Source organism: Streptomyces sp. A1136 (assembly GCF_004795055.1).
GTDB lineage: Bacteria > Actinomycetota > Actinomycetes > Streptomycetales > Streptomycetaceae > Streptomyces.
The window spans coordinates 12,447-36,496 of the sequence record NZ_SSBJ01000035.1 but is presented as its reverse complement, the minus strand read 5'-3'; the positions used below and the strand labels follow the sequence as shown (position 1 = coordinate 36,496).

25 protein-coding genes are annotated in these 24,050 nt (G+C 72.6%); 9 read left to right on the top strand and 16 right to left on the bottom strand.

All coding sequences use genetic code 11. The features are described from left to right. Positions 1 to 28: 28 nt before the first annotated feature. On the top strand, positions 29 to 637 hold the full coding sequence (gene folE / locus E6R62_RS28660; protein WP_136216390.1) for a GTP cyclohydrolase I FolE: 609 nt from the start codon (positions 29 to 31) through the stop codon (positions 635 to 637). A 121-nt stretch (positions 638 to 758) separates the two neighbouring features. On the opposite strand, the gene E6R62_RS28655 is transcribed toward folE, so the two are convergent. From E6R62_RS28655 to E6R62_RS28630, 6 genes are all read right to left on the bottom strand, one after another. Further along, positions 759 to 1,247 carry a DUF3180 domain-containing protein gene (locus E6R62_RS28655; protein WP_136216389.1) on the bottom strand — a complete coding sequence of 163 codons (489 nt, stop codon included), beginning with the start codon at positions 1,245 to 1,247 and terminating at the stop codon, positions 759 to 761. Positions 1,248 to 1,300: 53 nt separating this feature from the next. After that, positions 1,301 to 1,909 carry a 2-amino-4-hydroxy-6-hydroxymethyldihydropteridine diphosphokinase gene (folK, locus tag E6R62_RS28650; protein WP_136216388.1) on the bottom strand — a complete coding sequence of 203 codons (609 nt, stop codon included), beginning with the start codon at positions 1,907 to 1,909 and terminating at the stop codon, positions 1,301 to 1,303. Next, a complete protein-coding gene (gene folB, locus E6R62_RS28645) occupies positions 1,906 to 2,265 on the bottom strand; it encodes a dihydroneopterin aldolase (protein ID WP_136216387.1) in 360 nt (119 codons plus the stop codon). Before folB ends, folK begins: the two co-directional genes overlap by 4 nt. A gap of 130 nt (positions 2,266 to 2,395) precedes the next feature. Further along, positions 2,396 to 2,839 (bottom strand): nuclear transport factor 2 family protein, encoded by a 444-nt coding sequence (locus tag E6R62_RS28640; RefSeq protein WP_136216386.1) that lies wholly within the window; start codon positions 2,837 to 2,839, stop codon positions 2,396 to 2,398. A 28-nt stretch (positions 2,840 to 2,867) separates the two neighbouring features. After that, positions 2,868 to 3,737, bottom strand: coding sequence for a dihydropteroate synthase (gene folP / locus E6R62_RS28635; protein ID WP_136216385.1), 870 nt, complete (start codon positions 3,735 to 3,737; stop codon positions 2,868 to 2,870). 127 nt (positions 3,738 to 3,864) lie between these two features. Continuing rightward, positions 3,865 to 5,718: a phosphatidylglycerol lysyltransferase domain-containing protein gene (locus tag E6R62_RS28630; protein WP_136216384.1), complete on the bottom strand. Its 1,854-nt coding sequence runs from the start codon at positions 5,716 to 5,718 to the stop codon at positions 3,865 to 3,867. A 152-nt stretch (positions 5,719 to 5,870) separates the two neighbouring features. On the opposite strand from E6R62_RS28630, the gene E6R62_RS28625 reads away from it, so the two are divergent. Continuing rightward, a complete protein-coding gene (locus tag E6R62_RS28625; protein ID WP_136216383.1) occupies positions 5,871 to 6,980 on the top strand; it encodes an esterase family protein in 1,110 nt (369 codons plus the stop codon). 117 nt (positions 6,981 to 7,097) lie between these two features. Here E6R62_RS28625 and E6R62_RS28620 read toward each other — a convergent pair whose 3' ends face one another. Continuing rightward, entirely contained in the window at positions 7,098 to 8,060 is a 963-nt protein-coding gene (locus tag E6R62_RS28620) for an ABC transporter ATP-binding protein (RefSeq protein ID WP_136216382.1), read from the bottom strand. Positions 8,061 to 8,231: 171 nt separating this feature from the next. On the opposite strand from E6R62_RS28620, the gene E6R62_RS28615 reads away from it, so the two are divergent. The 4 genes from E6R62_RS28615 to E6R62_RS28600 all read left to right on the top strand — a co-directional run bounded on the left by E6R62_RS28615 (position 8,232) and on the right by E6R62_RS28600 (position 11,899). Beyond that, the gene (locus E6R62_RS28615) at positions 8,232 to 8,960 is read left to right on the top strand and encodes an ABC transporter permease (protein WP_240801963.1); all 729 of its coding nucleotides are present in this window, start codon (positions 8,232 to 8,234) and stop codon (positions 8,958 to 8,960) included. A gap of 3 nt (positions 8,961 to 8,963) precedes the next feature. Further along, positions 8,964 to 9,635 (top strand): ABC transporter permease, encoded by a 672-nt coding sequence (locus E6R62_RS28610; RefSeq protein ID WP_136216380.1) that lies wholly within the window; start codon positions 8,964 to 8,966, stop codon positions 9,633 to 9,635. Between the two features lie 91 nt (positions 9,636 to 9,726). Beyond that, positions 9,727 to 10,716 (top strand): ABC transporter substrate-binding protein, encoded by a 990-nt coding sequence (locus tag E6R62_RS28605; protein WP_136216379.1) that lies wholly within the window; start codon positions 9,727 to 9,729, stop codon positions 10,714 to 10,716. Positions 10,717 to 10,828: 112 nt separating this feature from the next. After that, positions 10,829 to 11,899, top strand: a complete 1,071-nt coding sequence (locus E6R62_RS28600; protein ID WP_136216378.1) for a hypothetical protein — start codon at positions 10,829 to 10,831, stop codon at positions 11,897 to 11,899. A 45-nt stretch (positions 11,900 to 11,944) separates the two neighbouring features. Here E6R62_RS28600 and E6R62_RS28595 read toward each other — a convergent pair whose 3' ends face one another. The 4 genes from E6R62_RS28595 to E6R62_RS28580 are packed head-to-tail and all read right to left on the bottom strand — an operon-like array spanning position 11,945 to position 13,866. Continuing rightward, the gene (locus E6R62_RS28595; protein WP_136216377.1) at positions 11,945 to 12,160 is read right to left on the bottom strand and encodes a hypothetical protein; all 216 of its coding nucleotides are present in this window, start codon (positions 12,158 to 12,160) and stop codon (positions 11,945 to 11,947) included. Between the two features lie 51 nt (positions 12,161 to 12,211). Further along, positions 12,212 to 12,553 carry an arylamine N-acetyltransferase gene (locus E6R62_RS28590; protein ID WP_136216376.1) on the bottom strand — a complete coding sequence of 114 codons (342 nt, stop codon included), beginning with the start codon at positions 12,551 to 12,553 and terminating at the stop codon, positions 12,212 to 12,214. Beyond that, positions 12,550 to 12,666 carry a hypothetical protein gene (locus E6R62_RS28585; protein WP_240801965.1) on the bottom strand — a complete coding sequence of 39 codons (117 nt, stop codon included), beginning with the start codon at positions 12,664 to 12,666 and terminating at the stop codon, positions 12,550 to 12,552. The genes E6R62_RS28590 and E6R62_RS28585 overlap by 4 nt, the downstream gene beginning before the upstream one ends. A gap of 57 nt (positions 12,667 to 12,723) precedes the next feature. After that, positions 12,724 to 13,866 carry an NADH-quinone oxidoreductase subunit D gene (locus tag E6R62_RS28580; protein ID WP_136216375.1) on the bottom strand — a complete coding sequence of 381 codons (1,143 nt, stop codon included), beginning with the start codon at positions 13,864 to 13,866 and terminating at the stop codon, positions 12,724 to 12,726. Positions 13,867 to 13,897: 31 nt separating this feature from the next. Between E6R62_RS28580 and E6R62_RS28575 the strand changes: the two genes are divergently transcribed. Beyond that, a complete protein-coding gene (locus E6R62_RS28575; RefSeq protein WP_136216374.1) occupies positions 13,898 to 14,389 on the top strand; it encodes a PH domain-containing protein in 492 nt (163 codons plus the stop codon). A gap of 86 nt (positions 14,390 to 14,475) precedes the next feature. Further along, positions 14,476 to 15,810 (top strand): PH domain-containing protein, encoded by a 1,335-nt coding sequence (locus tag E6R62_RS28570; protein WP_206308872.1) that lies wholly within the window; start codon positions 14,476 to 14,478, stop codon positions 15,808 to 15,810. 106 nt (positions 15,811 to 15,916) lie between these two features. Here E6R62_RS28570 and E6R62_RS28565 read toward each other — a convergent pair whose 3' ends face one another. After that, positions 15,917 to 16,594, bottom strand: coding sequence for a response regulator transcription factor (locus E6R62_RS28565; RefSeq protein ID WP_136216373.1), 678 nt, complete (start codon positions 16,592 to 16,594; stop codon positions 15,917 to 15,919). Between the two features lie 9 nt (positions 16,595 to 16,603). Then, the gene (locus tag E6R62_RS28560) at positions 16,604 to 17,806 is read right to left on the bottom strand and encodes a sensor histidine kinase (RefSeq protein WP_136216372.1); all 1,203 of its coding nucleotides are present in this window, start codon (positions 17,804 to 17,806) and stop codon (positions 16,604 to 16,606) included. Positions 17,807 to 17,913: 107 nt separating this feature from the next. Here E6R62_RS28560 and E6R62_RS28555 point away from each other — a divergent pair, with 107 nt between their 5' ends. Beyond that, positions 17,914 to 18,951 (top strand): SAM-dependent methyltransferase, encoded by a 1,038-nt coding sequence (locus E6R62_RS28555; protein WP_136216371.1) that lies wholly within the window; start codon positions 17,914 to 17,916, stop codon positions 18,949 to 18,951. 74 nt (positions 18,952 to 19,025) lie between these two features. On the opposite strand, the gene E6R62_RS28550 is transcribed toward E6R62_RS28555, so the two are convergent. The 3 genes from E6R62_RS28550 to E6R62_RS28540 form a co-directional block, all read right to left on the bottom strand. Then, a complete protein-coding gene (locus E6R62_RS28550) occupies positions 19,026 to 20,582 on the bottom strand; it encodes a M28 family metallopeptidase (protein ID WP_136216370.1) in 1,557 nt (518 codons plus the stop codon). A 206-nt stretch (positions 20,583 to 20,788) separates the two neighbouring features. Further along, positions 20,789 to 21,913 carry a DUF5937 family protein gene (locus E6R62_RS28545; protein ID WP_136216369.1) on the bottom strand — a complete coding sequence of 375 codons (1,125 nt, stop codon included), beginning with the start codon at positions 21,911 to 21,913 and terminating at the stop codon, positions 20,789 to 20,791. Between the two features lie 982 nt (positions 21,914 to 22,895). Beyond that, positions 22,896 to 24,020, bottom strand: coding sequence for a low specificity L-threonine aldolase (locus E6R62_RS28540; RefSeq protein ID WP_136216368.1), 1,125 nt, complete (start codon positions 24,018 to 24,020; stop codon positions 22,896 to 22,898). Positions 24,021 to 24,050 lie beyond the last annotated feature (30 nt).

Sequence of the window (24,050 nt, the reverse complement as noted above, 5' to 3'; positions counted from 1 at the left end):
GCGCTGTGCACACAGGAACGAGGAAGACATGACCGACCCAGTGACCCTGACCGGTGGCGAGGGCACGATCGGCGCGTTCGACGAGAAGCGTGCCGAGGCGGCCGTGCGCGAGCTCCTGATCGCGGTGGGCGAGGACCCGGACCGCGAGGGTCTGCTGGAGACTCCGGCGCGTGTGGCCCGTTCCTACAAGGAGATATTCGCCGGCCTGTGGCAGAAGCCGGAGGAGGTCCTGACGACGACGTTCGACCTGGGCCACGACGAGATGGTCCTGGTGAAGGACATCGAGGTGATGAGCTCCTGCGAGCACCACCTGGTGCCCTTCCACGGTGTCGCGCACGTCGGCTACATCCCGTCCATGGACGGCAAGATCACCGGACTGTCGAAGCTCGCCCGCCTGGTGGACGTGTACGCCCGCCGTCCGCAGGTGCAGGAGCGGCTGACGACGCAGGTCGCGGACTCCCTCATGGAGATCCTGGAGCCGCGCGGCGTCATCGTGGTCATCGAGTGCGAGCACATGTGCATGACCATGCGCGGTGTGCGCAAGCCCGGCGCCAAGACCATCACCTCGGCGGTCCGCGGCCAGCTCCGCGACCCCGCGACCCGGAACGAGGCCATGAGCCTCATCATGGCCCGCTGACCCGGCCTCGCCGACCGTCGGCCGGTTCCGCAACCGTCTGGAGCCGCCGAGCGCGGGGCCGGTCCGGTCGCGCCTCCCGGAGTGGCCGGGTCCCGCGTACGGAGCGGGCCCGGCGGGGGCGTCAGGCGCGGGCCGGGGAGTGGGGGGTGGTGTCGTCGTCCTCGGGGAGCTTGAGGACGTGCTCCAGGAACAGGGCCGCCGCGATGACCGCCGCGCCCGCCAGGACGGAGCCGCCCGCGTACCAGGCCTGGTCGCGCCGGGCGGGCACGTCGAGGGAGTCGGTCAGCAAGAACACGCCGACGCCTCCGTACATGCCGGCCACCAGGGCCGCGACCAGGGCGCTGGCCTGCCCGAAGACGACCGCGCGGGCCGCCATCAGGGGCTCGACCCCCTTCGCGCCCGGGCGGCGCTCGCGCTGCGCCTTCAGACGGGTGCGCATCGACAGCCCCGTCGCGAAGAGGATCACCGCGATCACCGCGAGGACGACGGGCGCGGCCAGGGGGACGCCCGGCAGGGTGCCGTACGCGTTCCACAGCCGGGCGCCCGCCCAGGACAGCACCCCGGCGACCACGAAGATGCCCGCCAGGACCGCCGGCCTCAGTTGCTTCACGTGCCCGTTCCCCGCTTTCTGAGCCGTTTCGTCAGCATTGAACAGGCTAACGACTACTCGGGGAGGTGGAGTTCCAGGTCCGGGCGCGGCGCGACACCGCTCAGGCCGATTCCGGCCAGCAGCGCGGAGATCTCCCCGCGGCCCGCGAGCCGTGCCTCGGGGTCGATGTCGTGCCAGGGCGCGAGCACGAACGCCCGCTGGTGGGCGCGGGGGTGGGGGAGGGTGAGGACGGGGTCGTCGGAGACCACGTCGGCGTACGCCACGATGTCGACGTCGATCGTGCGCGGCCCCCAGCGCTCCTCGCGGACCCGGTCGAAGGCCTCTTCGATGGCGTGCCCGCGCTCCAGCAGCGAGGAGGGGGGCAGGGTGGTTTTCACGGTGATGACCGCGTTGAGGTACGAGGGCTGCGAGCCGGGCGCGACGCCCCAGGGCTCGGTCTCGTACACCGGGGAGACGGCCTTGACCCGCAGGCCCGGGGTGTCGCCGAGGGCGTCGATGGCGCCCTGGAGGGTCTCCAGGCGGTTGCCGAGGTTCGCGCCCAGCGCGATGACGGCCCATTTCGGGTTGGACAGGGTCGTGTCCGCCGCGTCGACCGTCTCCACCACCGACGCGGGCACGGGCTGGACGGTGGGGTCGCTCTGGGCGTTCAGTCCGTTGTTCATGCGCGGCTCCGGGTGATCGTGATGGTCACGTCGTCGAAGGGGACGGTGATCGGCGCGTCCGGCTTGTGGACGACGACCTCGACCTGCGCCACCGCTTCGTGCTTGAGGCACTGCTGGGCGATCCGCTCGGCGAGGGTCTCGATCAGGTCGACCGGCTCTCCCTGGACCACGTCGACGACTTCCTCGGCCACCACTCCGTAGTGCACGGTCTTGGCCAGGTCGTCGTCGGCCGCCGCGGGACGGGCGTCGATGTGCAGCACCAGGTCGACGATGAAGGTCTGGCCTTCCTCGCGTTCCCGGGGGAAGACGCCATGGTGCCCGCGAGCCTTGAGGCCGCGCAGCGCGACACGATCCACGCGAATCACTCCTGTTTCGTAGGTGCTTCCGGTCCCGGGACTCCCCGGGGCCATTGGCCTGCGCCGAGTGCGGTCGGCGTCGTCCACCTTCGAATTTACCTGCGATAAACCTCCGGCCCCGCCCATGGGGTCAGTCGGTGTCCCCTTCGTCCTCATCTTCGGAGTCCGTAAGGACCGGTGAACCGTGGTGGGACCACAGCCGCCAGCCCTCGGATGTGCGTCGGAACACATTCGTGGCCACGACCAGCTGACCGACCAGCGGGCCAAGCTCCCCGCTGTCCTCCGCCGGCCCCCCGCTGAGGATGTTCTCGGTACAGGTGACCAGGGCGGTGTCGCCGAGGACGGCCACCTTGGTGTCGGTGAGGAAGAACTGGATGTACTCGGTGTGGGACATGATCAGGGCGTACGAGCGCAGCACCTCGCCGCGCCCGGAGAGCACCGGCCAGCCGGGGTGCACGCAGGAGATCTCGTCCTCCAGCCAGAGCGCCGACAGTGCGTCGAAGTCCCCCTGCTCCATGGCCTCGTAGAAGGCGGTGTTGATCTCTTCGACGGCCTCGATGTCGGTACGGCTCACCGTGCCCCTTCCCGGTAGGTCTGACGGATCACAGTGCCCCTTCCACGGCGCGGGCCACCCGAACCGCGTCGGCGGTCGCGCGTACCTCGTGGACCCGTACCGCCCAGGCGCCCTCGTGGGCGGCGATCGCGGACACGGCGGCCGTGGCGGCGTCCCGCTCCCGGGCGGGCGGCGGGGCGGCGCCGTCCCCCGCCAGGACCCGTCCGAGGAAACGCTTCCGCGAGGCGGCGACCAGCAGCGGGAAGCCCAGCTCCCGCAGCTCGCGCAGGTGGGCCACGAGGGCCAGGTCGTGCTCGGCGTTCTTCGCGAAGCCCAGGCCGGGGTCGACCACGAGCCGCTCGGGCGCGATGCCCCCGGCGATAACGGCGTCGATGCGGTCCCGCAGCTCGGCGGTGACCTCGGCGACGACGTCCTCGTAGACGGCGAGGCTGTTCATGCCGGCGCTGAACCCGCGCCAGTGCATGACCACGAACGGCACTTCGGCGGCGGCCACCGCCGGGATCATGCCGGGGTCGGCGAGCCCACCGCTGACGTCGTTGACCAGCCGCGCACCGGCGGCGACGGCCTGCGCCGCGACCTCGGCGCGCATGGTGTCGACGGAGACGACGACCCCCTCGGCGGCCAGGCCGCGCACGACGGGTACGACGCGGCGCAGCTCTTCCTCGGCGTCGACTCGGGTGGCGCCGGGACGGGTGGACTCACCGCCGACGTCGACGAGGTCGGCGCCCTGGGCGACCAGGTCGAGGCCGCGCTTGACGGCGGTGGTGGTGTCGAACCAGCGGCCGCCGTCGGAGAAGGAGTCGGGGGTGACGTTCACGACGCCCATGACCCCGCAGCGGTCCCACTCCGGCAGGCCTGTCACCCGGCCCCTGGCGGTGGCCCCGTGGTTGGTGTTCATAGCTCAAGGGTAGGGCCCGGGTCCGGGCCGGGACCGGCCGACCGCGGCCTCGTGCACGGGGCCGCGGCCCCGTGCACGGGCGGTCGCTCGCCGGGAGCGGGCCGCCCCGGACGGGGCGGTCGCGCCCTTACGCCGCCTGGACCTCGCGCTCGCCCGCCTGGGCCGGTACCGACTCGCCGTGCGTGTGGGCGCAGGGACGGACCGGCTTGGGCCGGCGGCGGCTCTCGAAGAGCCGGGGCAGGGCCAGGGTCACGAAGCCCTCGGCCTGCATCACGGCGAAACCGATGCGGGGCAGGTCGCGGGTGTGCCGGTAGACCATGAAGCGCGGCTCCCAGCGGGGGCGGAACTTCTCGTTGAACTTGTACAGCGACTCGATCTGGAACCAGCGCGACAGGAAGACCAGCAGGCCGCGCCACATCCGCAGCACCGGTCCCGCACCGATCTTCTCGCCCCGGGCGAGGGCCGCGCGGAACATCGCGAAGTTCAGCGAGACCTTCTCGACGCCGAGCTCCGGGCAGGCCCCGAGGGCGGCGACGATCAGCAGCTCGTTCATGCCGGGGTCGGCGGCGCGGTCGCGGCGCATCAGCTCCAGCGACATGCCGTCCTTGCCCCACGGCACGAAGTGCAGGATGGCCTTGAGGTCGCCGAAGGGGCTGGTGTCGCCCTCTTCCACGCGGTGCGCGGTGGCGATGAAGCAGTCCCCGTCGCCCGGGTCGCCGACCCGGCCCAGTGCCATCGAGAAGCCGCGCTCGGTGTCCGTGCCGCGCCAGGCCTCGGCGGCGCCTCGGACGTGCTCCAACTCCTCCTCGGTCAGCTCGCTGACCCGGCGGACCTTGGTGGTGTACCCGTTGCGCTCGATGCGCTTCACCATCTGCCGGACGTTGCGCATGGCGCGTCCGGCGAGGGAGAAGTCTTTGACGTCGACGATCGCCTCGTCCCCGAGTTCCAGGGCGTCCAGTCCCGTTTCGCGGGTCCAGACCTCGCCGCCGGTCTCGCTGCAGCCCACGACGGCCGGGGTCCACGAGTGGGCCTTGGCCTCCTCCATGAACCGCTCGATGGCGCCCGGCCAGGCCTCGACGTCGCCGACCGGGTCGCCGGAGGCGAGCATCACGCCGGAGACGACGCGGTAGGTGACGGCCGCCTTGCCGCTGGGGGAGAAGACGACGGCCTTGTCCCGGCGCAGCGCGAAGTGGCCGAGGGAGTCGCGGCCGCCGTGCTTGGCCAGCAGCTCACGCAGCTTGGCCTCGTCGTCGGCGGTGAGCCGGGCCGCCGGGTGCTCCGGGCGGAAGGCCAGGTAGACGGTGGTGACGGCGGTCAGCATGCCGAGCGCGCCGAGGGAGTAGCCGACGGTCCAGGAGACGCGGCCCGCGTAGGCGACCGGGCCCTCGAAGCCGAAGAGCCCGTACACCACGTGAGTGATCTGCTCGTACAGGCCGGGGTTGCCGACGACCTTGTTCGGGTGGACGTTGACGATCACCAGGCCGAGGCCGATGGAACCCGCGCTCATCAGTACGAAGTTGGCCAGCGCCTTCCAGCGGCTGCGCGGGTCCGGCAGCGCCTTGAATTCACTCTGGTGGCGCAGCAGCAGGCCGAGGAGCACCGCCGCGATGACCACTCCGAGGAAGGAGTGCCGGTATGTGAATTGCGCCACCGCGCCGGCGGGCAGCAGGACGACCGCGGCCCGCCAGGCACGCCGCTTGCGCCGCTTGAGGCCGTGGGCCAGCAGCAGGATCAGTACGCCCGCACTGATGGAGAGCGCGGCGGCGAACGGACCCAGGGAGCCGGGCAGCACCTCGGTGAACGAGTGGAACCGGCTGTGCCGGAATCGCGGGAAGACGCCCGCCGCGATGTCCAGAAGGCCGACGATCATGACGGCCGTACCTACCAGGCCGGGCACCGACTCCGGCTTGGGTCCGCGGAAGATTCGGCGGACCGCCTTCGGAACCTGTCCCGACTTATCGCCATCTATCCTGCTAGACATCGCTTCCCGTTGCTCCGCGAGAGATCATATGGCCGAAGGCCGTGACAGCCTCCGGAGTGTGGTGCGTCCCCTAGGACGACATCGAGGGCGAGCGGGTTCACTCTTCCGTCGAGAAAAAACAGCCCTGCCACCAGAAAGTCGACTGACTGCTCATGGGTCTCACCAGTAATACGGTTCTGGTCCTGGCCATCATCCTCGGTGTGCTGCTCTTCGCGGCCACGGTGTGGTTCTGGCCGCGGCTCTCGGGCCGCACCTGGCGTGCGTTGCTCGGCCGGATCGGCCTCCTGCTCGTGACCCAGCTCGCCGTGTTCTCGGCGGTCGGCCTGGCGGCGAACAAGTCCTTCCTCTTCTACGGTTCCTGGGCCGACCTGTTCGGCCAACAGACGTCCATGGGCAAGGTCGTCGACCACTCGATGAGCAGCAGGGACATCAAGGTCGTCGACAAGCAGAGCCTGGACGTGCCGGGTGGTGCCAAGCCCCAGGTCGGCGGTCAGATCCTGAAGGTTGCCATAACCGGCCCCAAGTCGAAGATAACGAGTCCCGGGTACGTGTGGCTGCCGCCGGAGTACTTCCAGCCGCACTACAAGAGCAAGAACTTCCCGGCGTCCGTCGTGTTGACGGGCTACCCGGGCACGGCCGAGAACCTGATCAAAGGGCTGAACTACCCCATGACGGCCTTCAAGCAGGCCAAAGCGGGCAAGATGCAGCCGATGATCCTGGTGATGCTGCGCCCCACGATCGCCCCTCCGCGTGACACGGAGTGCGTGGACATCCCGGGCGGCCCGCAGACCGAGACCTTCTTCGGACAGGACCTGCCGCAGGCGATCCAGTCCACCTTCCGGGTGGGCAAGAAGCCGCAGAACATGGGCTTCGTCGGGAACTCCACGGGCGGCTACTGCGCGCTGAAGATCGCCGCGCACTACCCGCAGACCTACGGCGCCGGGGTGGGCCTGTCCGCGTACTACCAGGCCGCCGACGACCCGACGACCGGTGACCTGTTCAAGGGCGACGACAAGTTGAGGAAGCGCGCCGACGTCCTGCACAGCGTCGAGCACAAGAAGCCGACCGGCACCTCCTTCCTCGTCACGACCAGCGAGAAGGGCGAGGACAACCTGAACGACACCAAGAAGTTCATCACGCTGGTCAAGGGCTCGGACCGGGTCTCCTCGATCGTGCTCGACAGCGGCGGCCACAACTTCAACACCTGGCGCCGCGAGATCGCGCCGATGCTGGTGTGGCTGAGCGGCCGGATGCAGGCCTGACCCGGGCCGCCGGCGGGGAGCCGGCGGACGTCGGGCGGGGTCCGGCGGGTGGAAGCGAGGAGAGTGACGGGCCCTGAGGGGCGGTCACTCTCCTTTTCCGTCAAGGCGGTTCGCGCCTCACGCCTCCTGGAGGTGCGCCCGGCGCAGGGCCCGGTGCACGGCCTCGGGCGTCAGTACGCCGAGCAGCGCGCCGGAGTCCGGGTCCTCGACCCCGACCCGGCCCGAGTCCTCCTGGAGCAGCGCCGCGAGCGCCTCGCGCAGCGTGGCCCCCAGCGGTACGGCGACGGCCGGGGCGGACCCGTCCGCCGGGGCGAGGTCGGTCGTGTCGACGGGGGTGACCGCGAGGCGTTTGAGGCCCCGGTCGGCGCCGACGAAGGAGGCCACGTACTCGGTGGCGGGCGCGGCCAGCACCACGGACGGGCGGGCGAACTGCTCGATGGTGCCCGTGCCGTAGACGGCGATGCGGTCGCCGAGCCGGATCGCCTCCTCCAGGTCGTGGGTGACCAGCAGGATCGTCTTGCGGACGGTGCGTTGGAGCTCCAGGAACTCGTTCTGGAGGCGTTCGCGCACCACCGGGTCGACCGCGCCGAAGGGCTCGTCCATCAGCAGCACCGGCGGGTCGGCGGCGAGCGCGCGGGCCACTCCGACGCGCTGGCGCTGGCCGCCGGACAGCTGCTCGGGGTACCGGTCGCCGTACACCGAGGGGTCCAGGCCGACGAGTTCGAGCAGCTCGGCGGCGCGGGCGCGGGCCTTGGCCTTCGGGGTGCCGACGAGCCGGGGCACGGTGGCGGTGTTCTCCAGCACCGTCTTGTGGGGGAACAGCCCGACCTGCTGGATGACGTAGCCGATGCGGCGGCGCAGCTCGACGGGGTCCGCGGTGGAGATGTCCTCGCCGGCCAGCAGGATGCGGCCGGAGGTCGGCTCGATAAGCCGGTTGACCATCTTCATCGTGGTCGTCTTGCCGCAGCCGGAGGGGCCGACCAGCGTGACCAGCTCACCCTCCGCCACCTCGAAGGACAGGTCCTGGACGGCCGTGGTCCCGTCGGGGTAGCGCTTGGTCACATGCTCGAATCGAATCACCTCGCCATCTTTCCTCACCCGACGGGCAAGGTGTGTGAAGGGCGTGTTGCCTGACTGCGAAGGATTCCGGCCATTGTCGGTGTCGGGGGTTATGGTCGGGTCCCGGCCTTGCCCTCGGGCAACGGCCGCTTGGTCGAAAACGTATGCGTTCGGTGAGAGGAGGTGAGCGGGGTGGACAAAAGGAACTGTCTCGTGGCGAACGACTGGTTCTGCTGGGACTACGTCACCTCGCGCTCCCAGGAGCTCACCGACGCCACCGTCCAGCACGTGTGGATCACCGTCGTCTCGGTGTTGATCGGTATCGCCCTGTCGGTCCCGCTCGCACTGCTGGCCCGCCGGGGCCGCCGCTGGGCTGCCCCCGTCCTCGGGCTGACCACCCTGCTCTACACGATCCCGTCGCTCGCCATGTTCTCGCTGCTGCTGCCCCTCTTCGGGCTGTCGGCGGCGTTGGTGGTGACCGGCCTGGTGCTGTACTCGCTGACCATCCTGGTCCGCAACGTGATGGCCGGGCTGGCCGCCGTGCCCGAGGACGTACGGGAAGCGGCGCGCGGGATGGGATACGGGCCGGGTCGGCTGCTGTGGCAGGTCGAGCTGCCGCTGGCGCTGCCCGCGCTGCTGGCCGGGGTGCGGATCGCCACCGTCTCCACCGTGGCACTGACGACCGTCGGCTCCATCGTGGGCAAGGGCGGGCTGGGCAACCTCATCGCCCCCGCCGTGAACAGTTCCTTCAAGGCGCAGGTGCTCACGGCCTCCGTGTTGTGCGTGCTGCTCGCGCTGGTTGCGGACCTGCTGTTGCTCGGCGTACAGCGGCTGCTCACGCCGTGGACCCGGGCGGGTCGGGCGCCGCGTGGGGCCGCGACGCCGGACGTTCCCGTGCCCGTCACGGTCGAGGGGGCCTGAGCCGTGGGCGTACTGGGCGGGGCGTGGGACTGGCTGACGGACGGGGCCAACTGGGCCGGGGAGAACGGTGTGTGGCACCGGCTCGGCGAGCACGTGTTCGTCAGCGGGATCGCGCTGGCCGTCGCCTGCGCGGTGGCGCTGCCGCTCGGACTGTGGCTCGGCCATCTCGGCAAGGGCGGCGCCCTCGCGGTGAACGTGTCCAACGTGGGGCGGGCCGTCCCCGTCTTCGCGGTGCTGGCCCTCTTCATGGTGTCGCCGCTGCGCAGCGCCGGCTATCTGCCGACCGTCATCGCGCTGGTGCTGTTCGCCATCCCGCCGCTGCTGACCAACGCGTACGTGGGCGTGCGCGAGGTGGACCGGTCGGTGGTCGAGGCGGCCCGGGGCATGGGGATGTCCGGGGGCCAGCTCTTCCTGCGGGTGGAACTGCCCCTGGCCCGGGGGCTGGTGATGACGGGGCTGCGCTCGGGCGCCGTCCAGGTCATCGCCACCGCCACGATCGCGGCGATGGTCGGCCAGGGTGGTCTGGGCCGGATCATCACCGCCGGGTTCAACACCTACAACACCGCGCAGGTGGTGGCGGGCGCCGTACTCGTGGCGCTGCTGGCCCTGCTGGTGGAGGGGGTGCTGGTGGCGGCGGACCGGCTGCTCCCGCGCCACCCGTCGGCGGCCCGCTGACGGTCCCTGCCCGTCCCGTCGGTCGCCCCACCGGCCGTCCTGTTCGATTTCGTCGTCTTCCGTTCGCCCCACTTCCTTGGAGGAGCACCACATGAGCAAGTCCCTGCACGTCCTCGGCGCGACGCTCGGTGCGGCCGCCCTGGCCGCATCGCTCACCGCGTGCGGCGGCGACAGCCTGGAGAAGTCGAAGGACGGCGGTTCGGCCTCGTCCTCTTCCTCCTCGGAGGGCGGCGCCAAGGGCAAGCTGGTGATCGGCGCGGCCGGCTTCACCGAGTCCAACGTGCTGGCGGAGCTGTACGCGCAGGTTTTGCGCGACGCGGGCTACTCGACCTCCGTCACCACGGTCAACAACCGCGAGCTGTACGAGCCGTCGCTGGAGAAGGGCGAGATAGACGTCGTCCCGGAGTACGCGGCCACCCTCGCCGAGTTCCTGAACGCCAAGGTGAACGGCAAGGACGCGCCGAAGGACAAGCCGGTCGCGTCGAGCGACGCCACGGCGACGGTGGCGGCGCTGGAGAAGCTCGCGACGCCGCTGGGCCTCAAGGTCCTGCCCGCGGGTTCGGCGGTCGACCAGAACGCTTTCGCGGTGACGAAGGAATTCGCCGCCAAGAACAACCTCAAGACCCTTTCCGATCTTGGCAAGTCGGGACTCAAGGTGAAGATCGCGGCCGGCGACGAATGCGCCGTCCGTCCCTTCTGTCGTCCGGGGCTGGAGAAGACATACGGAATTGCGGTCTCCGGTATTGACCCGAAGGGGGTCGGCACCCCGCAGGCCAAGCAGGCCGTCAAGGACGGCGAGGACCAACTCGTGCTGACCACGACCACCGACGCCACGCTCGACACCTACGGCCTGGTCCTGCTGGAGGACGACAAGAAGCTCCAGAACGCCGACAACGTCCTGCCGGTCGTCAACGCCAAGGACGCCGGTACCCCGGAGGTCGCGGCGGCGCTCGACGGGCTCACCAAGACGCTGACGACCGCCGACCTCGTCGAGCTCAACCGGAAGGTGGACGCGGAGCGCGCGAAGGCGGCCGATGTCGCCAAGGCCTACCTGGAATCCAAGGGTCTGCTCAAGAAGTAGCGCCGTACGGAGATCAGTTACGCGTTTGATGCGGAAATGGCGGGTAACCGCCTGGTAAGAGATTGCCGGGCGGCTACCCCACACCGCGCCTACGCCCTGTAAATTTCAGGCCATGCCCCGTGGACGCCACCGCAATCCAGAACCTCTGCACCGTCTGCTCACGCCGACTGCCGTCGCCGGTGTTTCCGTGGCCGGTGCCGGCGCGGCCTGGCTGCTCGCGGAACCGGTGGCGCTGCGCCTGCTCGTGGCCCTCACGGCCGCCGCGGGCGTCGCCGGCGCCGTCGTCATGCGCTCCTGGGACCGCTCGGCCGGCCGCCGGGTGGCGGAACTCGCTCGCGAGCGGGTCAAGGACGAGTGGAAGACGGAAGAGCGGATAGCCGAACTCGAATCCGACCTCGAAGAAGCCCGCGTGCTCCGCGCCAAGCTCGACACGAAGCTGCGCGCCAAGCGGGTCGAACTGGCGGGCCTGCGCGGCGAACACGCCGCGCTGCTGCGCCGGTACGCGACCGCCGAAACGGAGCGCGCCGGCGCCCTGGAGCGGCGCAGGCTGCTCGCCATCGAGGCGGCCGCGGGAGCGGCCGGGCCGAAGGAGCTCCCGGCGGTGTCGCAGGAGCGCACCGGCAGCGGCGCGCCCACGGCCGTCGGGTACGCCCGCGCCAACGCGGCGATGGCCGCGCTGGTGCGCAAGGCGGAGCAGCGGGCCGCGGCCTCGGGCGCGGCCGGTGGCCCGACCGGACCCGGGGGCGCCGGTCCGGCGGCCGAGACCGGCGAGCACGACCGTACGGCGGCTTCGGGCGCGGCGGGCGAGGCCGGGACGGCGGCCGAGGCGGGGGTCCCCGCCGCGCAGCTTCCGGCCCGGCGCCTCGCTGCGACGGTGGCCCCGTACTCGGCGCCGCGCCGTTCCGCTTCGCGCGTCGAGGGCGGCTTCGATTTCTTCGGCACCAAGACCGCCGCACAGGCCCGTGCCGTGATCGAGTCCGTACAGAACGAGGACCTCGCGGACGTCGTCGGCGCGGAGGCCCTCGCGGTGCACAAGGCGGAGTCGGCCGGACAGGGCGACGCCGAACCGGAGTTCAAGGCGCCCACCGCCGAACAGCGCGCGGTGGGTCAGGTCATCGACCTGACGGCCCACGACGAGACCGAGCCGGTCGACGTGGGTCGCCTGCGCACCGCGATCTCGTAGGCGGCGGACCGCCGCCCCGGTCGGACCCGGCTCGACGCGGCCGGGTCAGAACAACGGCAGCTGCCCCGGGTGCGGGCCCAGGGTGAAGCCGTCCAGGGTGGGCGCCGAGGCACCCAGGATCACCCGGGCGCGGGAGCCGGGGCAGGACACCAGCCCGCCGCGCCCCCGGCCGTCGGGCGGGTCGTGGCGGGCGATCCGCCCGGCCGTCACGGCGCAGTCGCGGCCGCAGGCGGGGCAGGCCCGCCGGGGGGAGTGGGACATGCCCCCAGTCTGCACCCCGCCACCGACACCGCTCCGTCGCCCCGGGCCGCCTCAGGCCCGCTGCGTCGCCGCCCGGGCTTCGTGGGCACGCAGCACCCGGGCCCACAGGGCCGTGCGGTCCGCCGGGGTCAGGTCGTCCACGTTCCGCCCGAAGACGGTGGTGACGGCGTCGAAGAACTCCGCGTCGTCCGACAACTCCCGCTTGCTCGTGCCCCCGACCGGGTCGACGCGGCTCAGGACCCGTCCCTGGAGCACGTCGATCCCCGCGGCGTCGCGCCGGCCCAGGACGAGCGCCCGCCTGAAGGGGGAGTCCTCGTCCGTCGCCAGCCAGGCGTGCAGGGGGGCGAAGTCGGCCGTCGTCGCCGGCGCGGAGCGGAAGCCGATCCGGGTCATCGGACGGGTGGGATTGCGCAGGCTCCACCCCTCGTCCTCGCCGTCCGCGAGGCGGGGTCCTTCCCGACACCGCCGTAGTGGCGGGTCACGTCGTAACCCAGGGCTTCGAGCAGCGCCGCGAACGCGCCGTTGCGGTGGAAGCCGTAGCCGCCCCGTCGGCGGCGGCCCCGCTACTTGTCGATGTCGCCGACCACGAAGAACAGCGATCCGAGGATCGCCACCATGTCCGCGACCAACTGCCCGGGGAGCAGCACCGCCAGCGCCTGGATGTTGTTGAAGGAGGCCGAACGCAGCTTGAGCCGGTACGGGGTCTTCTCGCCCTTCGAGACGAGGTAGTAGCCGTTGATGCCGAGGGGGTTCTCGGTCCAGGCGTACGTGCTCCCCTCGGGCGCCTTCAGGACCTTCGGCAGCCGCTGGTTGACCGGCCCGGGCGCCAGCTCCGCCATCCGGTCCAGGCAGGCCTCGGCGAGGTCGAGGGCGTTGTGCGTCTGGTCGAGCAGGACCTCGAAGCGGGCCAGGCAGTCGCCCTCGGTGCGGGTGATCACCTTGAGGACGTCCTGGAGCTCGCCGTAGGCCAGGTACGGCTCGTCGCGGCGCAGGTCGAAGTCGACGCCGGAGGCGCGGGCGATCGGGCCGGAGACCCCGTACGCGTGCACGGCCTCCGCCGACAGCACGCCCACCCCGCGCGTGCGACCGCGGAAGATCTCGTTGCCGTGGACCAGCTTGTCGTAGACGTCCATACGGGTCCGGACGTCGGCGATGGCGGCGCGGGCCCGGCCGAGCCAGCCGGCCGGCAGGTCCTCCTTGAGGCCGCCGACCCGGTTGAACATGTAGTGCATCCGGCCGCCGGAGATCTCCTCCATGACGGCCTGGAGCTCCTCGCGCTCACGGAACGCGTGGAAGATCGGGGTGATCCCGCCCAGTTCGAGCGGGTACGACCCGAGGAACATCAGGTGGTTCAGCACCCGGTTCAGCTCGGCGAGCAGGGTCCGCATCCACACGGCCCGCTCGGGGACCTCCATGCCCAGCATCCGCTCGACGGCCATGACCACGCCGAGCTCGTTCGAGAACGCGGACAGCCAGTCGTGGCGGTTGGCCAGCATCACGATCTGCCGGTAGTCCCGGGCCTCGAAGAGCTTCTCGGCACCCCGGTGCATGTAGCCGACCACCGGCTCGGCGCTGACGATGCGCTCGCCGTCCAGGACGAGGCGCAGGCGCAGGACGCCGTGCGTGGAAGGGTGCTGCGGTCCGATGTTGAGCACCATGTCGGTGCTCTCCGCCGCTCCGCCGATGCCGACCGTGGTCTCCGTCATGGCCGCATTGTCTCAGCCCTACGCTGTGCCCATGGAAATCGGGACAACGGGTGAGACGAGCTTCCCCGACTGGGTGGGACTGCCGGGCGGCCTGCTCAGGCTCCGCCGACTGCTGCTGGTGTTCTGGGCGCTGCTCCTCGCCGCGGTGACCGGTGTCGTACTGGCGCTGGCGGCCGGCCCGGCGTGGGCGCTCTGCGGGGCGCTGTGGCTCGGGGCCCTGGCGTGGGGCTGGGTGCTGCTCGGGCGGAACTGGCGGTCGTGGCGGTACGCGGAGCGGGTCGATGACCTGCTGATCAGCCGGGGGGTGCTGTGGCAGGCCCAGACGGTGGTGCCGTACGGGCGGATGCAGCTGGTGGAGGTGACCTCGGGGCCGCTGGAGCGGCGCTTCGGACTGGCCTCCGTACAGCTGCACACGGCGGCCGCGGCGACCGACGCGAAGATCCCCGGGCTGGCCCCGGGGGAGGCCGAGCGGTTGCGCGACCGGCTGACCGAGCTGGGCGAGGCAAGGTCGGCGGGCCTGTGAGCCCGACGGGCGGGGAAGGCGCCGGCGGCGCCGGGGCTTCGGGGGCGGCCGGGCCGGCGAAGGCCGTGGGCGGCGTGCCGGAGGTGGTGGGGGTCCCCGCCGCCTTGGGGGCCGCGGCCGCGGCGGCGTCCGCCTACGAGCGGCGGCTGCACCCGCTGACCCCGCTGCTGCGCGCCTGGGTACCGATAGCGGCGATCATCGGCGTGGTCGCGCAGCAGGGCGACCGCGCCGAGGAGTGGATCACGGAGCTGCCCGTGTCGTTCCGCTTCCTGGTCCTTGTCGCCCTGCTCCTCGTGTTCGGTACGTACGGCCTGCTGAGCTGGTGGTTCACCCATTACGCGGTCACCGACACCGAGCTGCGCATCCGCAGCGGGCTGCTCTTCCGCCGCACCGCCCACATCCGGCTCGACCGGGTCCAGGCGGTGGACGTCACCCGGCCGCTGCTGGCCCGCCTCGCCGGTGTCGCGAAGCTGCGGATCGACGTCATCGGTACCGACGACAAGGACGAGTTGGCGTACCTGGCGGAGAAGGACGCCGCCGCGCTGCGCGCCGAACTCCTGGCGCGGGCGGCGGGTTTCGCCCCGGCCGAGGCGGTCGCGCTCGGCGAGGCGCCGGAGCGCGCGCTGCTGCGGGTGGGGCCGCGCGAGCTGCTGGCCTCCTTGCTGCTGAGCCTGGGGGTGCTCGCCGCGGTCGTCGGCGGGCTGCTGGTGCCGGTGGTGGTGTGGTGGTTCAGCGCCAACCCCTGGGCGGCCGCCGCCGCCTTGCTGCCGTTGCTCGGCTGGGCCTGGAGCAGCAGCGCGGGCCGGTTCCTCACCGAGTACGACTGGACGGTCGCGGAGTCCCCCGACGGGTTGCGGCTCGACCACGGCCTGGCGGACCGGGTGCACGAGACGGTGCCGCCCGGGCGGGTGCAGACCGTACGGATCGTCGAGCCGCTGCTGTGGCGGTGGCGCGGCTGGGTGCGGGTGGAGCTGGCCGTGGCGGGCTCGAAGAACGACGTCCTGGTGCCGGTGGCCGCGCGGGCCGCCGCGTACGAGGTCATCGCGCGGGTGCTGCCGGGCGTCGACCTCGCGGCCCTGCGCTTCGCCCCCGCCCCGCGGTCCGGCGGGCGGTGGGTGGTCCCGGTGTGGTGGAGGGGCTACGGGGTGGCCGTCTCCGAGGCGGTGTTCGCCGCCCGGCGGGGGCTCCTGTGCCGCCGTACGGAGATCGTCCCGCACGCGAAGGTGCAGAGCGTCCGGCTCACCCGGGGGCCTTGGAAGCGGGCCCACGGCGTGGCCGACGTCCACGTCGACACCGGGGCCAACCACACGGTGACGGCCCGACTGCGGCCGACGGCGGAGGCCACCGCCCTCCTCTACGCCCAGGCGGACCGTTCCCGCACCTCTCGCGCGTCGGCCCGCCCGGACCGCTGGATGACCTGACGGCATGACCGGTCCGCGGCGCGTCGCGGCGCGGACCGGGTCCCGCGGGGTGCGCGGACCCACCGCACCGCCTCCGCCGGCCCGGCCCGAACGGCAGGCGTCGGCGTCAGGCGGAAGGGGTGCCGCCGGCGCGGACCAGGCCGGATTCGTAGGCCAGGACCACCACTTGGACGCGGTCGCGCAGGCCCAGCTTCGTGAGGATGCGGCCCACGTGCGTCTTCACCGTCGCCTCCGACAGGACCAGGCGGGCCGCGATCTCGCCGTTCGACAGGCCCTGCGCCACCAGCAGCATCACCTCCCGCTCCCGCTCGGTCAGCCGCTCGATCTCCTTGTTGCCCGGTTCCTGCGAGGTGGACGGCAGCATCGGCGCGAACCGGTCCAGCAGCCGCCGCGTCGTCGACGGCGCCACCACCGCGTCGCCGCTGTGCACCGAGCGGATCGCCGCCAGCAGCTCCGCCGGCGGGACGTCCTTGAGCATGAAGCCGCTCGCGCCCGCCTTGAGGCCCGAGAAGGCGTACTCGTCCAGGTCGAAGGTGGTCAGGATGATCACCTTCGGGTGTTCCTCGGGCTCGCAGACGCGCCGCGTCGCCTCGACCCCGTCGAGCCTCGGCATCCGGACGTCCATCAGCACCACGTCCACCTTGGTGGCCCGCAGCACCTCCAGCGCCTCCAAGCCGTCACCGGCCTCGGCGACGACCTCCATATCCGGCTGGGCGGCGAGCACCATCCGGAAGCCCGTGCGCAGCAGCACCTGGTCGTCGACGAGCATCACGCGGATGGACATCAGTTACCTCTACCTCTTCTTGAGTGGGAGGAGCGCGCTGATCCGGAAGCCGCCGCCCGGCCGTGGGCCGGCCTCCAGCGTGCCCCCGACCATACCGATGCGCTCCCGCATGCCGATCAGTCCGTGCCCGGCGCCGTCCGCGCCGCCGTCCTCGTACAGTTCGTGGGCCGCGCCCCGCCCGTCGTCCTCGACCAACAGGCCCAGCCCGTCGTCGAAGTAGACCAGCCGGACGCTCGCCTTCGCCTCCGGGCCCCCGTGCTTGCGCGTATTGGTCAGCGCCTCCTGCACGATCCGGTACGCCGTCAGCTCCACCCCGCTCGGCAGCCGGCGCGGCGCGCCCTCCACGGCGAAGTCCACGTCGAGCCCGGCCGTGCGCACCTGCTCGACCAGGACCTCGATCTGCTCGACGTCCGGTTGCGGCACGTAGTCCTCGGACTCCTGCGGCTCGCCGGTGCGCAGCACGCCCAGCAGCCGCCGCATCTCGGCCAACGCCTGGCGGCCGGTGCCCGAGATGGTCTGGAGCGCCTCCTTGGCCTGTTCCGGTGCCACGTCCATGACATAGGCGGCGCCGTCCGCCTGGACCACCATCACCGAGACGTTGTGCGCGACGACATCGTGCAGTTCCCGGGCGATCCGGGCGCGCTCGGCGGCGACGGCCACCTTCGCCTGCGCCTCGCGCTCCTTCTCCAACCGCTGGTTCCGCTCGACGAGCTGCGCGTAGTAGGCGCGCCGGGTGCGCAGGGAGTCGCCCAGTACCCAGGCCAGGGCGAAGGGGACGATGGCAAAGAGGGTGAAGAAGAAGTTGTCCCCGGCGGTGCCCTTGTCGATGTGGAAGCGCAGGGCGTACAGGGGCGCGGCGGTCAGCCCGAGGGCGAACGCGAAGCGCGACAGCCGGCGCGAGACCTCGGCCGAGGCGGCCACCGTGTAGAGGATGACCAGCATCGCGAAGTCGCCGTTGTGCACGTCGACCCCGGCGGCCAGCTGGTAGACGCCCGTGCCCACCGCCAGCCAGAACATCTGCGGGGTCCAGGTGCGGCGCAGGGCGATGACGAGGCCCATCGCGAGCACCGAGGGGACGATGAGCAGCCGCTCGACGGTGCTGTAGTGGTCGGCGGACGCCAGGTCCAGCAGCGCGATCCCGCACAGGAGGACGGCCCAGAAGCTGTCGACCCCTGTCGGGTGTCTGCGGAGGAAATCGTAGAGGCGCTGCACGTAACCCAGCGTAGGCAAAGGAGATAGGTGCGGGAGTCAACCACAGGGGCGATCCGCGCGTAGGGGGCGTACTCCCCAAGGTGGAGGGTGAGCTTAGCCTGTGGGGGATGAGCTCTCAGGGTGCAGGGATCGGGCCGGTCCGGTGGCGGACGGCCATGGAGGCCGCGCTGTACGGGCCGGGCGGCTTCTACGTGGACCCGCGCGGCCCCGGCCCCGCCGGGCACTTCCGTACCTCCGTGCACGCCTCCCCGCTCTACGCGGGCGCCGTGGCCCGGCTCCTCCTGGCGGTGGACGAGGCCCTCGGCCGCCCCGAGGGGTTGGACCTGGTCGACGTGGGGGCGGGGCGCGGGGAACTCCTGACCGGGGTGCTCGCCGCCCTGCCGGCGACGACGGCGGCGCGGGTGCGTCCGTACGCCGTGGAACGCGCGGGCCGGCCCGATGGGCTGGACCCCCGCGTCCGCTGGGTCGCGGCCCCGCCCTCCGGGACGACCGGGCTCCTGTTCGCCAACGAGTGGCTGGACAACGTCCCGCTGGAGGTCGCCGAGGACGGGCGGTACGTCCTGGTAGCGCCCGACGGTACGGAGAGCCCGGGCGGCCCGCTGGAGGGCCCGGACCGCGCCTGGGTGGACCGGTGGTGGCCGGGCCCGGGCCGGGCGGAGATCGGCCGCCCGCGCGACGAGGCCTGGGCGGCGGCCGTGGCCACCCTCGACCGGGGCCTGGCGGTGGCGGTGGACTACGCGCACAGCCGCGAGGCCAGGCCCCCGTACGGCACGCTGACCGGCTTCCGCGGCGGCCGCGAGGTCCCGCCGGTCCCGGACGGCGGCTGCGACATCACCGCGCACGTCGCCCTGGACGCCTGCGCGGGACCGGACGCGGCGCTGCTCACGCAACGAGAGGCGCTGGCCGTGCTCGGCGTCTCGGGAGCCCGGCCGCCGCTGGCGCTGGCGTCGACGGACCCGGCGGCGTACGTGCGGGCCCTGGCCTCGGCGGGGGAGGCGGCCGAACTCACCGCGCGCGGGGGCCTCGGGGATTTCGGGTGGTTGGTCCAGCCGGTGGGCCTGGAGGGCGCGGTCGGCGCGGGCGGTGCGAGAGGGTGGGACGGTCTGGAAGGACTGGTCGGCTCCGGGGCGCCGCGGCGGGGCTGAGGCCGGGTGGCGGGGGCGGTGCCGTGCGGCCGGGGTCGGCGCCAACCGGCGCCGACCCCGGCCGGGGCGCCGGGCTACCGCGTCACGCCGTGGTCGTGGCCCTCGCGCAGGCCGCCGCCGCTGCCGCCCGCGCCGCCGCCCGCGGGCGCGGGCACGACCGGCCGCGCGAGCGGGGCCAGGTCGTAGGCGTAGTGGCCGACCGCGTTCGCGATGACGTCGACGTTGATGTCGAGGGCCTTGCGGTCGATGTTGGCGATGGTGTCGCCCTTGCCGTGGTAGTTCACGTCGTAGGCCACGCCCGCCTGGCCGCCGAACTTCACCGCCTGCGCCGCGGTCTTGATGCCCTCGGCGCCCGTGTCCGTGCCCCCGGACGGAATCCCGGCCTCGATGAACGGGCCGTAGTCCGAGCGGCCGGTGAAGTCCGAGCCCTCGTGCGGGATCTTCCGCTCGTCGAGGAAGTCGGTGATGCCCTTCTCCAACTGGGCCGATCCCTCGGGCCCCGGACCGGAGCCGACCTTGTCCGAGTCGTCGCCGTCGTACACGAAGTAGGCGGCGTTCGGCGAGGCGATCATGTCGAAGTTCAGGTACAGCCGGATCTGCTTCTTCTGCGCGTCGGTCAGGCCGCCCACGTACGCCTCGGAGCCGAGCAGGCCGAACTCCTCCGCAGACCACCAGGCGAACTTGACCTTGTTCTTGATCTTCTTCTGGCTGCTCGCGAGGCGCTGCGCGACCTGGAGGATGCCGGCCGAGCCGGAGCCGTTGTCGTTGATGCCGGGTCCGGCCGCGACCGAGTCGAGGTGGGCGCCGAGGAAGACGGTGTTGTTCTCGTCGCCGCCGGTCGTCTCGGCGATGACGTTGTACGTCGTGCGGTTCTCGCGCAGCTCGCGGAGGTCCAGGGTGACCTCGACCGGTCCCGCCGCGGCCTCGGCGGCGAGCTTCTCGCCCTCGGCCTGGCTGACGCCGCCCGTGGGCACCTTGCCCGCGTCGGCGGCGCCCAGGGTGCCGTTGAGGGCGCCCTCGGTGTTGTTGTAGATGATCGCGCCGACCGCGCCGGCCGCCGCGGCGTTGGCCTGCTTGACGGCGAAGGTGCAGCCGCCACGCTTGACCAGCGCGACGCGTCCGGTGAAGGCGCCGGCGGCGAAGTCGGCCGGCTCGCAGCCGTTGGTGCCGTCGGCGTCCACGGGGACGACGGCGAGCCGCGCCGTGACACCGTCGGCCGGACCGCTCGCGGTGTACGTCATCAGCTTGATCGGGACGTCGCGCGGGGCGGCGCCGTTCACCTTCAGCGTCTCGGCGATCGTCTCGACGTACACGAAGTCGAAGGCGTTCCTCGTGACCTTGTACCCGGCCGCCTTCATCACGGCTTCCACGTACTGGGCGGACTGCGCGTGGCCCTTCGAACCGGCGACGCGGGTGCCGTTGTTGTAATCGGCGATCGACTGGAGGACCTTCAGATGGTTCTCGGCGCCCTTGCCCGTCGCCTCCTTGACCAGCTTCCTCGCCAGCGCGTCGCCCTGGGCGGCGTCGCTCTGCGGGCCGCTGGCACCGGCGGGGCCGGCGAGCAGCAGGGGGGAGGCAAGGGCGAGTGCGGTCAGGGCGGCGGTGGCTGCGGCTATACGGCGTGAGGGCATGAAGATCCTTTCACGGCAACGGGTACAGGCAGGCAGGGGTGGGGCAGGCAGGTCGGAGTGAGGCGGCCGGGCGCGGGGAGGCCGGACGGTGGACGCACGTTAAGCAGCGAAGCGGCCCCGTCGCCAGACCTTTCACTGCTTCCGGTTTGTGAAATCCGGATATCGGTGCGTGCGTGCCGTCGTTTTCCGGCCACCGTCCGATCGGGTCAGCGCAGGAGGCCCTCGATGAGGTCCGAGCCGATGCGGGCCACCGCCGGGAGATCCAACTGGTGCTGTACGTAACGCCCTTGGCGGCGGGTGTGCAGAAGCCCGGCCCTCTTCAGCGCGGCGAGGTGGCGGGAGACCTCGGGGGCGGATATGCCACAGACGGTCGCCAACTCGCCGGTGGTGTGCGGGGCCCTGGCCAGGCTGCGGCACAACTGCATCCGCATCGGGTGCGCGAGGGCGTCCATGCGGAGTCGGAGCAGCTCCACCGAACCGGGGACGGAGGCCGGTTCCGGCGAACCGAGGGGGTAGTGGATCACCGGACGCCAGCAGGGGGCGTGCAGGACCATCAGGTGGGGCCGGCCGAAGTTGGTGGGGACGAAGACCAGGCCCGCGCCGACCCGGGGGTCGGTGGCGGTGGTGGCGCCGTCCACCATCTTGTCGGCGGTGATGGTGGTCCCCGCCGCGTCCACGTCGAGCGCCGTCGAGACCTCCCGGAGCGCGGCGGCCAGCCCCTTGTGGCGCAGCACCTCGGTCTTGTGCCGGGCGTCGGCGGCCTGCTGGGGGCCGATCCGCCGCCAGGCCTCCGCGAAGAACGCCTCGTCACAGTCCTCCAGGAGGCGGCGCAGCCGGACGCGGACGGCGGTGGTGTCGTCCAGCAGCCGCAGCGCGAACCGCGACTGCGCCGGTCCGCGGGCGGCGGCGGCCTCCAGGACCCTGGCGCGGGAGGCCGGGTCCTTGAGGGGGGAGGGAGCGCCGCCCTCGTCGTAGAGCGCGAGCCGGCAGTGTTCGAGGGCCGCCGTCACGAAGCGCTCGTCGTCGAGGCCGTCGAGTACGTCGAGTTCCTCGGGCAGGGTCGCGGCGGGCAGGCCGGAGCCGCCGGGAATTCCGGCGAAGGGCATGAAGATGTCGGAGAAGGAGCTGCGCCAGAGGAAGTCGGCTTCCAGGAGCCGGTCGGCGAGGCAGGGGTCGAGGGCGGCGGCGGTGGTGGAGGCCCAGGAGGCGAGGTGGGGGTGATGGGCGGGCTGGGAGAGCGCGTGCAGGGCCATGCAAAGCTCCGCGAGGGGGGAGGGCGCGAAACGGATGCGCTCCGCGGGGAGCCCGGCGATGTCGATGGTGACGCTCATCGCCCCATTCTCGGGGCCGCCCGCCGCCCCGTCCCCCGCACCGATCCGTCCGAGCGACCCCCCCAAAGCCCCGGCGTCCGACCGGGCCCGCGCCTCAAGCGCCGGCGGGGCTGGGGTGGGCTCCGGCCGGGGCTACGCCTCAAGCGGCGGCGGGGCTGGAGTGCCGGTCTCCGCCCGGGCCTGCGCCTCAAACGCCGGCGGGGCTGGATTGGGCTCTGCCCGGGCCTACGCCTCAAGCGGCGGCGGGGCTGAATTGGGCTCTGCCCGAATCGCGCCTGCGGCTGGGCCGTGGGTCGGCTTCGTGGCGGGGGCGGAGTCCCGGCCTCCGGCCAGGGCTGCGCCCCAAGCGTCGGCGGGGTTGATGTTCCGGGCTCCGGCCGGGCGCACGCGGCGAGGCGGGGGTGACCTTCGGCTGGGCCTGCGCCTCAAGCGTCGGCGGGGGTTGGAGTGCCGGCTCCGCCCGGGCGCGCGCCTCAAGCGCCGGCGGGGCTGGATAGGGCTCCGTCCGGATCTCGCCTGCGGATGGGGCGTGGGCCGGCTTCGTGGCGGGGGTTGGAGTGCTGGTCTCCGCCCTGGTCCGCGCCTCGCACGCCGGCGCGGCTGGGGTGGACTCCGGCCGGGCCCGCGCCTCAAGCGCCGGCGCGGCTGGGGTGGGCTCCGGCCGGGCCTGCGTCTCAGGTGCCGGTGGGGCCGGCTTGGGCTCCGCCCGGGTCTCGTGCGGTCCGGCTACGTGGCCGGCTACGTGGCCGGGGCGGGCCGGTTCAGCCTCGCCGGCGTTTGAGGCGCGGGGCCCGGGGCCGGCCCCCGGCTGCGGCGCCGGCATGGGGTGCGGCGGGGGCCCGGGGTCGGCACGCCGGCGCGGCTGGTTTCCGGTCAGGGGCCCCGCACGGTGGAGGCGGGGCCCCGGTGCGGCGTGGGAAGGGGTAACCGCCCCGCCCCCGCCGGCCCCGGCCCCGGAGGTGGGTCCCTGCCGTCGGGAGGGCTACAGGCGGGCGGTGAACTCCCTCACCGCCTCGCGGACGTCCGCCGGGGTCCAGGACAGGCCCGGGGCGGTGATCTCCAGTTCTGTCATGGACACACCCGGCGGCCCGCCGGGGGACCAGCGGCGGAACAGGACGCGGCCCGTCTCCTCCGCCTGCCGCAGACCCGCGTCCGTCAGCCGGTCCGCCTCGTACGGCAGCCACACCTGGAACTGGTGTGTGTGCGGCACCTCCGGGTGCACCCGGAACCACGGCACCCCCGCCTCCGCGAAGCCCTCCCCGAGCGCCGCCGCCACCTCCCGCGCCCGGGCCACGTACGACGGCAGTTCCGGCAGCACCCGCTCCAGTCCGGCCAGCCCCGACAGGGCCTGCGGGAACTGCCGGAAGATCTGGCCCCCGTACCGGTGCCGCCACACCCTGGCCTCGGCGATCAGGGAGGCGGAACCCGCCAACGCGGCCCCGCTCAGCCCCCCGAGCGACTTGTACAGGGACACGTACACCGAGTCGGCCAGCCCCGCGATCTCCGACAGGGGACGCCCGAAGTGCACGGTGGACTCCCACAGCCGCGCCCCGTCGAAGTGCACCACCGCGTCCCGCTCCCGCCCCGCCTCCACCAGCGCGACGAGCTCCTCCCAGCTCGGCAGCAGGAAGCCCGCCTCCCGCAGCGGCAGCTCCAGCATCAGAGTGCCGAAGGGTTCGGGCAGCTCAGTGACCTCCCGCGCCGTCGGCTGCCGCGCCTCCCGCGTCGGGTACACCGTCCGCAGTCCCGACACCACCGACAGCGCGCCGTCCTCCCACAGCTCCGGGTGGCCCATCGGGTGCAGGGCCACCACCGGGTTCCCGGTCCGCCCCGCCCAGCACCGCAGCGCGACCTGCTGCGCCATCGTCCCGCTCGGGAAGAACGCCGCGTCCTCCATGCCCAGCAGCTCCGCGATACGCCGCTCCAACCGGGCCACGACCCCGTCGCCGTACACGTCGACGCCCTCGTCCGGGTCGCTCTCCGCCAGTCCCGGCAGGGTCGCCAGCAGTTCGCCCAGCGTCGGCTCCAGCAGGCTCCGGGCCAGGACCCGGTCGGCCCCCCGCCACGCCGCCACCAGCCGCTTCGTCCGCTCCTCGTCATCCGTCATGCCCTGATCATCGCCCGGCCGCCGTCGGAC

Coding starts and splice junctions, on each gene's coding strand:
- E6R62_RS28555 (WP_136216371.1), top strand. CDS start 17,914: ATGAGCTCTCAGGGTGCAGGGATCGGGCCGGTCCGGTGGCGGACGGCC.
- E6R62_RS28545 (WP_136216369.1), bottom strand. CDS start 21,913: ATGAGCGTCACCATCGACATCGCCGGGCTCCCCGCGGAGCGCATCCGT.
- E6R62_RS28590 (WP_136216376.1), bottom strand. CDS start 12,553: ATGACCCGGATCGGCTTCCGCTCCGCGCCGGCGACGACGGCCGACTTC.
- E6R62_RS28565 (WP_136216373.1), bottom strand. CDS start 16,594: ATGTCCATCCGCGTGATGCTCGTCGACGACCAGGTGCTGCTGCGCACG.
- E6R62_RS28630 (WP_136216384.1), bottom strand. CDS start 5,718: ATGTCTAGCAGGATAGATGGCGATAAGTCGGGACAGGTTCCGAAGGCG.
- E6R62_RS28575 (WP_136216374.1), top strand. CDS start 13,898: ATGGAAATCGGGACAACGGGTGAGACGAGCTTCCCCGACTGGGTGGGA.
- E6R62_RS28605 (WP_136216379.1), top strand. CDS start 9,727: ATGAGCAAGTCCCTGCACGTCCTCGGCGCGACGCTCGGTGCGGCCGCC.
- E6R62_RS28550 (WP_136216370.1), bottom strand. CDS start 20,582: ATGCCCTCACGCCGTATAGCCGCAGCCACCGCCGCCCTGACCGCACTC.
- folK (WP_136216388.1), bottom strand. CDS start 1,909: ATGAACAACGGACTGAACGCCCAGAGCGACCCCACCGTCCAGCCCGTG.
- E6R62_RS28625 (WP_136216383.1), top strand. CDS start 5,871: ATGGGTCTCACCAGTAATACGGTTCTGGTCCTGGCCATCATCCTCGGT.
- folP (WP_136216385.1), bottom strand. CDS start 3,737: ATGAACACCAACCACGGGGCCACCGCCAGGGGCCGGGTGACAGGCCTG.
- E6R62_RS28580 (WP_136216375.1), bottom strand. CDS start 13,866: ATGACGGAGACCACGGTCGGCATCGGCGGAGCGGCGGAGAGCACCGAC.
- folE (WP_136216390.1), top strand. CDS start 29: ATGACCGACCCAGTGACCCTGACCGGTGGCGAGGGCACGATCGGCGCG.
- E6R62_RS28540 (WP_136216368.1), bottom strand. CDS start 24,020: ATGACGGATGACGAGGAGCGGACGAAGCGGCTGGTGGCGGCGTGGCGG.
- E6R62_RS28595 (WP_136216377.1), bottom strand. CDS start 12,160: ATGTCCCACTCCCCCCGGCGGGCCTGCCCCGCCTGCGGCCGCGACTGC.
- E6R62_RS28600 (WP_136216378.1), top strand. CDS start 10,829: ATGCCCCGTGGACGCCACCGCAATCCAGAACCTCTGCACCGTCTGCTC.